Source organism: Cupriavidus sp. 09_S30 (genome assembly GCF_056930435.1).
Genome location: NZ_JBXOWI010000001.1, coordinates 459684 through 470170 on the forward strand (window position 1 = coordinate 459684; position 10487 = coordinate 470170).

Genomic DNA, 10487 nt, shown 5'->3' on the forward strand with positions numbered 1-10487 from the left:
GATGAGCAATGACAACTTCCTCCTGTCCGTACAGGGGGTCAACAAGCGTTTCGGCGGCCTGCAGGCGCTGTCCGATGTGGGCCTGCAGATCAAGCCAGGCGAGATCTACGGCCTGATCGGCCCCAATGGCGCCGGCAAGACCACCTTCTTCAACGTCATCACCGGCCTGTACAACCCGGACTCCGGCGAGTTCCGGCTGGCCGGCGAGGCCTATCAGCCCACCGCCGTGCATGAGGTGGCCAAGGCCGGCATCGCCCGCACCTTCCAGAACATCCGCTTGTTCGGCGACATGACGGCGCTGGAGAACGTGATGGTGGGGCGCCACGTGCGCACCAAGGCCGGCCTGTTCGGTGCCATCTTCCGTCCGCCCGCGGTGCGCCGCGAAGAGGAGGCGGTGGAAGACATGGCGCACGACCTGCTGGACTATGTGGGCATCGGCAAGTACGCCAACTTCACCTCGCGCAACCTGTCCTACGGCCACCAGCGCCGGCTGGAGATCGCGCGTGCGATGGCCACCGAGCCCAAGCTGCTGGCGCTGGACGAGCCGGCAGCGGGCATGAACGCGACCGAGAAGGTGGAGTTACGCGGCCTGCTCGACAAGATCCGCAGCGATGGCAAGACCATCCTGCTGATCGAGCACGACGTGAAACTGGTGATGGGCCTGTGCGACCGCCTGACCGTGCTCGACTACGGCAAGGTCATCGCGCAGGGGCTGCCGCATGAAGTGCAGAGCAATCCCGCCGTGATCGAGGCATACCTCGGCGCTGCGGCGCACTAAGGGCGGGAGGACGGCATATGAAACAAACGATTCTGAAGATTGCGGGCCTGAAGGTTGCCTACGGTGGCATCCAGGCGGTCAAGGGCATCGACCTGGAGATCCAGGACGGCGAGTTCGTCACGCTGATCGGCGCGAACGGCGCCGGCAAGACCACGACGATGAAGGCCGTCACCGGGCTGCAGGGCTGGGCCGGCGGCGACGTGGAGTACATGGGCAAGTCCATCAAGGGCGTGCCCAGCTACACGCTGCTCAAGCAGGGCCTGGCGATGGTACCGGAAGGGCGCGGTGTGTTCGCGCGCATGACCATCACCGAGAACCTGCAGATGGGCGCCTACACGCGCACCGACGAGGCCGGCATCAAGGCCGACGTCGAGCGCATGTTCGGCATCTTCCCGCGCCTGAAGGAGCGCGCCAACCAGCTGGCCGGCACCATGTCGGGCGGCGAACAGCAGATGCTGGCGATGGCGCGTGCGCTGATGAGCCAGCCCAAGCTGCTGCTGCTGGACGAGCCTTCGATGGGCCTGTCGCCCATCATGGTGGAGAAGATCTTCGAGGTGGTGCGCGATATCTCCGGCCAGGGCGTGACGGTGCTGCTGGTCGAGCAGAACGCGCGGCTGGCGCTGCAGGCGGCGCACCGCGGCTACGTGATGGAGTCGGGGCTGATCACGATGAGCGGCGAGGCCAAGCAGATGCTGGACGATCCGAAGGTGAGGGCGGCGTATCTTGGAGAGGGAGGGGAGTGAGGCCAGGGCGGCCTTCTCCTTGCCGCGGGTTTGCTGGCGCGTTGGCTTTCGCCCCGCGCCGGTTTGCTCCCCTCTCCCGCTTGCGGGAGAGGGGCTGGGGGTGAGGGCGGGCGCTGGCGAGCGGCGACGTGCTGGACAACACCGCGGGCTTCGTCTTGGCCTTGCGATGCTGGATCACACCGACGGCTTCGTTTAGGCGTGGCGCCTTGCTAGACCACCCCTCACCCCCGCCCTTGTATCTTTACGACTGGGAATCGGACCGGCTCAGTAGCCCGACCGCCCTCTGGGACAAAAAGAGCCCGCGGGAGAGCACTGGGATCTGAGCCGGACCGTCCTTTCTTGCAGCCCGAACGGTTGTAGGAATTCACAGTTCGCATAAACAAGGAAGGGAGCGAAAGGACGTGTCCGAAGACCTGTTCATCGGCATTGATGTCGCTAGCCAGATGCTAGAGGTGGCTAGCAGCGCGCAATCAGGAAGTTGGCAGATCAGCAATGACACCCCCGGCATTGAGCAACTGGTGACAGAGTTGACTGCGCAGAAGCCGGCCATAGTGGTGCTTGAAGCCACGGGCGGCTACGAGTTCGAGGCCGCGTGCGCACTGCAGGCCGCAGGTCTTGCAGTGGCGGTGGTCAACCCGCGCCAGGCACGCGACTTTGCCCGCGCCATGGGGACGCTAGCCAAGACTGATGCTCTCGACGCGCGCATGCTGGCGGAGTTTGGCCGGGTGTTATACCGGCACCCGGAGCGGGAGCGCTTCATCAAGCCATTGGCCGATGCGCAGTTGCAGCGCCTGCAAGCGTTGGTATTGCGGCGACGCCAGTTAGTCCAGATGCTGACTAGCGAACGTCAGAGGCTACGCATCTCGCATGCGGCAGCACGCCCGAGTATCGAGCGACTCATCGAGTTCCTGAAGGCGGAACTGGATGACAGCGAGACGGAAGTTGCCGAACATGTGCGGCAGCATCATGCCGAGCTGGCGGCCATCCTGATCAGTATGCCGGGGGTTGGCGCGGCCAGCGCGGCTGTCCTGCTGGCCGAGTTGCCTGAGTTGGGGCACCTGGATCGCAGGCGCATCGCCGCGCTGGTCGGCGTGGCACCGCTGAATCGAGATTCAGGGAAGATGCGGGGGCAGCGCTCGATTTGGGGCGGGCGTTCGGACGTGCGCCGCACGCTGTATATGGCTACGCTGGTAGCGGTCCGGCATAACCCGGTGGTGCGGGTCTTCTACGAGCGGCTGGTTGCTGCTGGCAAGCGCAAGAAGGTGGCGCTGGTTGCAGCGATGCGTAAAGTCCTGGGCATGCTAAACGCCATGGCCAAGCATCGCTGCGCCTGGAATCCCGCTACCCACGCTTGACGGGCAAGACGGTTGCTCTCCCCATGAGGGGAGAGGGAGCCAGGACACTATGCTTGGCGATTGGCGTTGGCGCATCCAGTCGGCTTCGGCTGGTGCGATGGACTTTCGCGTCGCGCCGGATTGCTCCCTCTCCCGCTTGCGGGAGAGGAAGCCACTACCTCATGCTTTGCGTGCGGTAGTGGCGCATCCTTTCCGCGTCCCGCTCAGGCCAGCTTCTTCAGCAGCCCGCGCAGCATGCCGATCATCTGGTCGATCTCTTCGCGCTCGACGTTCAGCGCCGGCATGAAGCGCAGCAGGCTGGGGCGCGGCGCATTCAGCAGCAGGCCGTGCGGCTGCATCTCGCGTGCTTCTTCCACCAGTTGCGGCCCGATGTCGCGGTTCAGCACCAGCGCGCGCAGCAGGCCCTCGCCGCGCTCGCCGCCCAGGCTGAACTCGCCGGACAGCGCCAGCAGCTGCTCGCGCAGGTAGGCGCCTTTATCCTGCACGCTCTGCAGGAAGCCAGGAGCGGTCAGCTGTTCGATCACCGAGCAGCCCACCGCGGTCATCAGCGGATTGCCGTTGTAGGTGCCGCCCTGGTCGCCGGCTTCGAAGCTGGCCACCGCGGCGGTGCACATCAGCGCGGACAGCGGCACGCCGCCGCCGATGCCCTTGCCGAGCGTCATGATGTCAGGCTGCACGCCGGACAGTTCATGCGCGAACAGCGTGCCGCAGCGGCCGCAGCCGGTCTGCACTTCGTCGACGATGAGCAGCAGCTTGTGCTTGTCGGCCAGCGCGCGCAGGCCCTGCATGAATTCGCGCGTGGCGGGAATCACGCCGCCTTCGCCCTGCACCGGCTCCAGCATGATGCCGACGGTCTTCTCGTTGATCAGCGCTTCGACCGAAGCCAGGTCGTTCAGCTCGGCCTTGGGGAAGCCCGGCACCTGCGGCGCGAACAGCGTGTCCCAGCCCGCCTTGCCCGACGCGCTCATGGTGGCGAGGGTGCGGCCATGGAAGCTGTGGTCCATGGTGATGATCTCGTAGGCGCCGTCCTTGTGCTTGCGGCCCCATTTGCGCGCCAGCTTGATCGCGCCTTCGTTGGCCTCGGCGCCGCTGTTGGCGAAGAAGACCTTGTCGAAGCCGCTGTTGTCGGTCAGCAGCTTGGCCAGCTGGATCATCGGCGCGTTGTAGAACGCCGGGCTCGGGTTGATGATCTTGTGGGCCTGCGCGGTCAGCGCTTCGATCATGCCGGGGTTGGAATGGCCCAGGCAGTTGACCGCCCAGCCCTGCACGAAATCCAGGTAGCGCTTGCCGTTCTGATCCGTCAACCAGGAACCCTTGCCTTCGGTGAAGACCAGCTCGGGCCGGTTGGTGATGTACATCAGGGATTGGACGGGATACTCATCAGCAAATGCCATGGCAGACTCCAAGGGTCGGCGTGATTCGGAGAAGGCGGAAAGCCAGCGAAAAAAACAAAAAGCCACGGGGGTTGCCCGTGGCTTGTTGACCTGAACAGACGCTGTCGACGGTCAGCCGCGTGGCACCCCGGAGGGGAGCAACGTACGGAAGCTGCGTCGGACGATGGCGTGGTTCATGGCGGCAAATATAAGACGCATGCGCCCGGGTGTCAAAACGAATTTCGGCGGTCCCGGGCATGGCGGCGGTACTGTTGCGTGAACGGAACGCTCGGCAGGGCGCTCAGGCGGCCGGCTTCGCGCCCGCCGGATGCAGGTCTGCTTCCGAGGTGAACGAGTCGGCAAAGAAGGCGTCCTCGTGCAGGCGGCAGGCCGAAGTGAAGTCGCGCCGGGCGGCGTTGACCATCACCGGTGCGCCGCAGGCGTAGACCTCGTGGCCGGACAGGTCGGCATGGTCGGCCATCACCGCCTGGTGCACGAAGCCCGTGCGGCCCTGCCACTGGTCTTCGGGCAGCGCGTCGGAGACCACCGGCACGTAGCGGAAATTGGGCAGTTCCTGCGCCCACTTCTCGCACAATGCGTGCATGTACAGGTCGCGCGGGCGGCGTCCGCCCCAGTAGAGCGTCATCGGCCGTGCGATGCCGGTGTAGGCGGCGTGCTCGACGATGGCCTTGATCGGGGCGAAGCCGGTGCCCGAGGCCAGCAGGATGATGGGTTTGTCGGAATCCTCGCGCAGGAAGAAGCTGCCCAGCGGGCCTTCGAAACGCAGGATGTCGCGCTCCTTCATGACCGGCGCGCCTTCCTTGGCACCGAACACGTAGTCGGTGAACACGCCGCCGGGCATGTGGCGGATATGCAGTTCGAGCGGACCTTCCTCGTGCGGGGGGGTGGCGATCGAGTAGCTGCGGCGCTTGCCGTCGCGCAGCAGGAATTCCACGTACTGGCCGGCCAGGTACTGCAGGCGCTCGGTGGCGGGCAACTGCAGGCGGGTGACCACCACGTCCTCGGCCACGCGCTCGAGTCCCACCACGCGGCAGGGTACCTTCTTGATGGGGATGTCGCCGGCGCCGTGCACCTCGCGGCATTCGATGGTGATGTCGGAGCTGGCCGTGGCGCAGCAGAAGAGGGCGCCGCCCTCGGTCTGTTCCTGCGAGGTCAGCGCGGAGGCGGCGTGGTCGCCCTGTACCACGCTGCCGCTGACCACCAGGCCCTTGCACGAGCCGCAGGCGCCGTTCTTGCAGCCGTAGGGCAGGCCGATGCTCTGGCGCAGCGCCGCGCTCAGGATGGTTTCGTCGGCGGCCGCCTCGAACTGGCGGCCGCTCGGCATGACGGTAACTTGATAAGCCATAATCACTTTATGAGCAAGAATCCTAAGCCCTCGCGCCTTGGGCGTCCGCGCCTGCTGATTGTCGGTTGCGGCGATGTGGGGACGCGCTGCCTGGCATTGCTGGCGTCGCGCCTGCGCATCTTCGCTGTCACTTCACAGCCCGGCCGGTGCGCTGAACTGCGCGCGGCCGGTGCTGTACCGCTGGTGGCCGACCTCGATCGGCCTGAGACGCTGGCTCGCCTGCGCGGGCTGGCCGGGCGGGTGCTGCACCTGGCGCCGCCGCCAGCGCGCGGCGAGGACGACCCGCGTACCTGCGCGCTGCTGGGCGTGCTGCGCCGCCGGCCCTGGCGGCGCGCGCGGCATTCCGGCACGGGCCTGGGCAAGCCCGACATTCTACCCGAGCGGGCCCGGCGCCGGGCGCGCAATGGCGGCCAGGTCAGCGGCCAAGGCGTGCAGCCGGCGCTCGTCTATGCCAGCACGACGGGGGTGTACGGCGACCTCGGCGGTGCGCGCGTGGCCGAGACCCAGCCGGTCAAGCCGCATACCGCCAGGGCGCGGCGGCGGGTCGCAGCCGAGGGCGCCGTGCGGCGCCTCGGCCTGGCTGGCGGCTGGCGCGCCAGCATCGTGCGCATCCCCGGCATCTATGCCGAAGACCGCCTGCCGCTGGCCCGGCTGGCGCGGGGCACGCCCGCGCTGGTGCCGCAGGATGACGTCTACACCAACCACATCCATGCCGACGATCTCGCCCGCGTCATGGCCGCAGCGCTATACCGCGGCCGTCCGCAGCGGGTCGTGCACGCCAGCGACGACTCCGAGCTGCGCATGGGCGACTATTTCGACCTGGTCGCTGACCGCCGTCGCCTGCCGCGCCCGCCGCGGCTGACGCGCAGGCAGGTGGCCGAGAGCGTGGAGCCGACGCTGCTGAGCTTCATGAGCGAATCGCGCCGGCTCGACAACACCCGCCTGAAGCGCGAGTTGCGCCTGCGCCTGCGCTATCCCACGGTGGCCGCCTTCTTCGACGCGACGCCCGACGCCTGAGTACCGCTTGCGCCGCCGGCGCCTCTCCCGGCGCCACGCGGGCATGCCTCTTGCTGCTCCCAGGGGCGAGCCGATCCTGTCTATACAACGAGTGCCCGGTCCGGTGCGGATCGGCATCCGAGCGGTGCAAAGGGCGCCGGCCCGGTGCGCAATGCCGACTGGATTGCCCTTGGCATCAGCCTTTTTCGATGCAAGCACTCGGGAAAGCCCGGCATTGTTTTGTATATACAGGCTTGCTAGATTGGCCGGAAACGAAGGGCGCCGCATGCATGGCGCCGCCGAAGCCGGGCGACGTGGCCGCTGACTCGAGCATCTGCGTCGTTCGCACCACACCAAAGGAGAGCCATCCATGGGAATTCGTATCCGCCGCCGTGCCGCCTGTGCGGCGCTCGCCCTGTTCGCGTCCGCCGCCGGCAGCGCCCACGCCGAGAACACCCCGGTGACACTGGGCATGAGCGGCTGGACGGGATTCGCGCCGCTGACCCTGGCTGAGCGCGCCGGCATCTTCAAGAAGCACGGCGTGGACGTCGACATCAAGATGATCCCGCAGAAGGACCGCCACCTGGCGTTGGCCTCCGGCGCGATCCAGTGCGCGGCCACCACGGTCGAGACCCATGTCGCCTGGAACGCCAACGGGGTGCCGATCACGCAGATCGTGCAGCTCGACAAGTCGTACGGCGCCGATGGCCTGGCCGTGCGCCCCGACGTCAAGGGCTTCGCCGAGCTCAAGGGCAAGACGGTCGGTGTCGACGCGCCGGGTACCGCGCCATACTTCGGCCTGGCCTGGATGCTGCGCAAGAACGGCATGACGCTCAAGGACGTGAAGACCGTCACGCTGTCGCCGCAGGCGGCGGCGCAGGCCTTCGTCAGCGGCCAGAACGACGCGGCAATGACCTACGAGCCCTATCTGTCCACCGTGCGCCAGAGCCCCGACAAGGGCAAGATCCTGGCCACCACGCTCGACTACCCGATGGTGACCGACACGCTGGGCTGCTCGCCCAAGTGGCTCAAGGACAATCCGAAGGCGGCGCAGGCGCTGGTCGACAGCTACTTCGAGGCGCTGGAGCTGATCCGCAAGGAACCGGAGAAGTCCAACGAGATCATGGGCGCCGCGGTCAAGCAGACCGGCGAGCAGTTCGCCAAGTCGTCGGCCTACCTGCGCTGGCAGGACCGCGAGGCCAACCGCAAGTTCTTCGGCGGCGAACTGGCCAGCTTCAGCAAGGAAGCGGCCACGGTGCTGCTGGACATCGGCGTGATCCGGCAAGTGCCGGACGTGACGGCGCTGTATGACGCGCGCTTCCTCCGCTGACCGCAACGAGCCGGCCATGACTCAGGCGCATCCAGGTTCGCCCACTTCGCCGGCGGCAGCGCCGCTGGCTTCCGCCGCCGCGTCCCAGGCCGCGCCGACCGCATCTCCACCCGCGCCCCGGCGGCGCCACCCCTGGCTGGCGCCGCTGGTGCCGGTGGCGCCGCGGGCGCGCTGGCTGCTGGGCTTGTCCTTCTTCGTGCTGTTCTTCGCCGTGTGGTCGCTGGTGACGCTGGGCGGCCTGGTGCCGCGCACCTTCCTCGCCGATCCGCTGACGATGGCGCACGAAGGATGGCTGCTGTTTACGCAGTACGGCTTCCTCGGCGACATCGGCATGACCGTATGGCGGGTGCTGGGCGGCTTCGCGCTGGCGGCGGTGCTGGCCGTGCCGCTGGGCATCCTGATGGGGGCCTACAAGGCGGCCGAGGCCTTCTTCGAACCCTTCGTTTCCTTCTGCCGCTACCTGCCGGCCTCGGCCTTCATTCCGCTGCTGATCCTGTGGGCCGGCATCGGCGAGACGCAGAAGCTGCTGGTCATCTTCATCGGCTCCTTCTTCCAGATCGTGCTGATGGTGGCCGTGGCGGTGGGCGGCGCGCGCCGCGACCTGGTCGAGGCCGCCTACACGCTCGGCGCCAACAGCCGCGGCATCGTGCGCCGCGTGCTGATTCCGGGCGCCGCACCGGAAATTGCCGAGATCCTGCGCCTGGTGCTGGGCTGGGCCTGGACCTATGTGATCGTGGCCGAGCTGATCGGCTCGTCGTCGGGCATCGGCCACATGATCACCGACAGCCAGGCGCTGCTCAACACCGGCCAGATCATCTTCGGCATCATCGTGATCGGCTGCATCGGCCTGGTGTCCGACCTCTTCTTCAAGCAGGCCAACCAGCGCCTCTTCCCCTGGAGTGCGATCCAATGAGCGCCCTGTCCATCCAGCAGGTCTCGCGCAGCTTCCCGAGCCCGCGCGGCGCCGGCCATCCGCCCTTGCAGGCGCTGCAGCCGGTCGATTTCGACGTGCGCGACAATGATTTCGTCACCATCCTGGGCCCGTCGGGCTGCGGCAAGTCCACGCTGCTGCGTATCGTGGCGGGCCTCGACACGCCCTCGGGCGGCCGCGTGCTGCTCGACGGCCAGCCAGTGGTGGGGCCGGGCGCCGACCGCGGCATGGTGTTCCAGTCGTACACGCTGTTTCCCTGGCTTACCATCGAGCAGAACGTGCGCTTCGGCCTGCGCGAGCGGGGCATGAGCGAGGCGGAACAGCGCGAGCGCAGCGACTTCTTCATCCAGAGAGTGGGCCTGCGCGGTTTCGAGCAGCATTTCCCCAAGCAGCTCTCGGGCGGCATGCAGCAGCGCACCGCCATCGCCCGTGCCTTGGCCAACGATCCCAAGATCCTGCTGCTGGATGAACCCTTCGGCGCGCTCGACAACCAGACGCGCGTGCTGATGCAGGAACTGCTGCTGGGGATATGGGAGGCGTCGCGCAAAACGGTATTATTCGTCACGCACGATATCGACGAGGCCATCTTCATGGCCAACCGGGTGGCGGTGTTTTCCGCGCGGCCGGGTCGGATCAAGAGCGAGATCGCGGTGGACTTTCCCCATCCGCGCCACTACACCATCAAGACTTCGCCGGCGTTTTCTGAACTGAAGGCCCGGCTGACCGAGGAAATCCGTGCCGAGGCCCTGGCCGCGGCCGAGCATTGAGCTATGAACCAATCCGCCGGCGCAAGCGCGCGCCCGCCCCGCACCGAGGCTGCGCCCGCCGCCCGCTACCAGCAAGTCAAGGAATTCATTGCGCGCCAGATCCAGAGCGGCGCGTGGCGGCCGGGCGACCGCGTGCCCTCCGAGCAGGAACTGGTCAACCAGTTCAATGTGTCGCGCATGACGGCCAACCGTGCGCTGCGCGAGCTGGCCGAGCAGGGCAGGGTGGTGCGCGTGGCCGGCGTGGGCACCTTCGTGGCGGAGCACAGGCCGCAGTCCACGCTGCTGTCGGTGGTCAACCTGCAGGATGAGATCCGCATGCGCGGGCACAACTACGCCTGCGACGTGGTGCTGGTCGAACGCGTGGCGGCCTCGATCGAGGTGGCGGCCGCGCTCGAGATGCATACCGGGGAATCGGTTTTCCACTCGGTCTGCGTGCATCGCGAGGACGGCGTGCCGGTGCAACTGGAGGACCGCTACGTCAATCCGCGCGTGGCGCCTGCCTTCATCGCCCAGGACTTCACCAAGACGCTGCCCGGCGAGTACCTGCTGCACCATGTGCCCTATGACGAGGTGGAGCACGTGGTCGACGCAATCTCGGCCACCCCCGAACAGGCGGCGCTGCTGGACATGGCGCCGACCCAGCCCTGCCTGCTGCTGACGCGGCGCACCTGGACCAATGGCACGCCGGTGACCTTCGTGCGCTGCCTGCATCCGGGCAACCGCTACCGCCTGGGCAGCCGATTCCGCGCCGAGGGCAATCCGGCATTCGGGTAGATACCTAGGCCTGATCCGAGCCGAAGGCATGGATTCTGAGAGGATTTTGGTTTAACCTGTATATACAGGATCAT

The 10487-nt window shown here is 67.1% G+C and carries 10 protein-coding genes; 8 read left to right on the forward strand and 2 right to left on the reverse strand.

Going from position 1 to position 10487, the window contains the following annotated elements; all coding sequences use genetic code 11:
• Position 1: 1 nt before the first annotated feature.
• The 3 genes from AC1Z3O_RS02220 (at position 2) to AC1Z3O_RS02230 (ending at position 2876) form a co-directional block, all read left to right on the forward strand.
• Entirely contained in the window at positions 2-778 is a 777-nt protein-coding gene (locus AC1Z3O_RS02220; RefSeq protein ID WP_483513168.1) for an ABC transporter ATP-binding protein, read from the forward strand.
• Between the two features lie 17 nt (positions 779-795).
• Positions 796-1521, forward strand: a complete 726-nt coding sequence (locus AC1Z3O_RS02225) for an ABC transporter ATP-binding protein (RefSeq protein WP_483513170.1) — start codon at positions 796-798, stop codon at positions 1519-1521.
• 401 nt (positions 1522-1922) lie between these two features.
• Complete coding sequence (locus AC1Z3O_RS02230; protein WP_483513172.1) at positions 1923-2876, forward strand: IS110 family RNA-guided transposase; 954 nt, start codon at positions 1923-1925, stop codon at positions 2874-2876.
• 203 nt (positions 2877-3079) lie between these two features.
• Here the strand turns inward: AC1Z3O_RS02230 and AC1Z3O_RS02235 are convergent, their stop codons facing one another.
• Positions 3080-4270, reverse strand: coding sequence for an acetylornithine transaminase (locus AC1Z3O_RS02235; RefSeq protein ID WP_483513173.1), 1191 nt, complete (start codon positions 4268-4270; stop codon positions 3080-3082).
• 280 nt (positions 4271-4550) lie between these two features.
• Positions 4551-5615, reverse strand: coding sequence for a CDP-6-deoxy-delta-3,4-glucoseen reductase (locus tag AC1Z3O_RS02240; protein WP_483513175.1), 1065 nt, complete (start codon positions 5613-5615; stop codon positions 4551-4553).
• Positions 5616-5624: 9 nt separating this feature from the next.
• Between AC1Z3O_RS02240 and AC1Z3O_RS02245 the strand changes: the two genes are divergently transcribed.
• From AC1Z3O_RS02245 to hutC, 5 genes are all read left to right on the forward strand, one after another.
• On the forward strand, positions 5625-6632 hold the full coding sequence (locus tag AC1Z3O_RS02245; RefSeq protein WP_483513177.1) for an NAD-dependent epimerase/dehydratase family protein: 1008 nt from the start codon (positions 5625-5627) through the stop codon (positions 6630-6632).
• Positions 6633-6981: 349 nt separating this feature from the next.
• A complete protein-coding gene (locus AC1Z3O_RS02250; RefSeq protein WP_483513179.1) occupies positions 6982-7941 on the forward strand; it encodes an ABC transporter substrate-binding protein in 960 nt (319 codons plus the stop codon).
• 16 nt (positions 7942-7957) lie between these two features.
• Positions 7958-8854 (forward strand): ABC transporter permease, encoded by an 897-nt coding sequence (locus AC1Z3O_RS02255; protein WP_483513181.1) that lies wholly within the window; start codon positions 7958-7960, stop codon positions 8852-8854.
• Entirely contained in the window at positions 8851-9639 is a 789-nt protein-coding gene (locus tag AC1Z3O_RS02260; RefSeq protein WP_483513183.1) for an ABC transporter ATP-binding protein, read from the forward strand. Before AC1Z3O_RS02255 ends, AC1Z3O_RS02260 begins: the two co-directional genes overlap by 4 nt.
• Before the next feature lie 3 nt (positions 9640-9642).
• Positions 9643-10413 (forward strand): histidine utilization repressor, encoded by a 771-nt coding sequence (gene hutC, locus AC1Z3O_RS02265; RefSeq protein WP_483513185.1) that lies wholly within the window; start codon positions 9643-9645, stop codon positions 10411-10413.
• The last annotated feature ends 74 nt before the right edge of the window (positions 10414-10487 follow it).

Coding starts and splice junctions, on each gene's coding strand:
- AC1Z3O_RS02250 (WP_483513179.1), top strand. CDS start 6,982: ATGGGAATTCGTATCCGCCGCCGTGCCGCCTGTGCGGCGCTCGCCCTG.
- AC1Z3O_RS02240 (WP_483513175.1), bottom strand. CDS start 5,615: ATGGCTTATCAAGTTACCGTCATGCCGAGCGGCCGCCAGTTCGAGGCG.
- AC1Z3O_RS02245 (WP_483513177.1), top strand. CDS start 5,625: ATGAGCAAGAATCCTAAGCCCTCGCGCCTTGGGCGTCCGCGCCTGCTG.
- AC1Z3O_RS02220 (WP_483513168.1), top strand. CDS start 2: ATGAGCAATGACAACTTCCTCCTGTCCGTACAGGGGGTCAACAAGCGT.
- hutC (WP_483513185.1), top strand. CDS start 9,643: ATGAACCAATCCGCCGGCGCAAGCGCGCGCCCGCCCCGCACCGAGGCT.
- AC1Z3O_RS02255 (WP_483513181.1), top strand. CDS start 7,958: ATGACTCAGGCGCATCCAGGTTCGCCCACTTCGCCGGCGGCAGCGCCG.
- AC1Z3O_RS02260 (WP_483513183.1), top strand. CDS start 8,851: ATGAGCGCCCTGTCCATCCAGCAGGTCTCGCGCAGCTTCCCGAGCCCG.
- AC1Z3O_RS02225 (WP_483513170.1), top strand. CDS start 796: ATGAAACAAACGATTCTGAAGATTGCGGGCCTGAAGGTTGCCTACGGT.
- AC1Z3O_RS02235 (WP_483513173.1), bottom strand. CDS start 4,270: ATGGCATTTGCTGATGAGTATCCCGTCCAATCCCTGATGTACATCACC.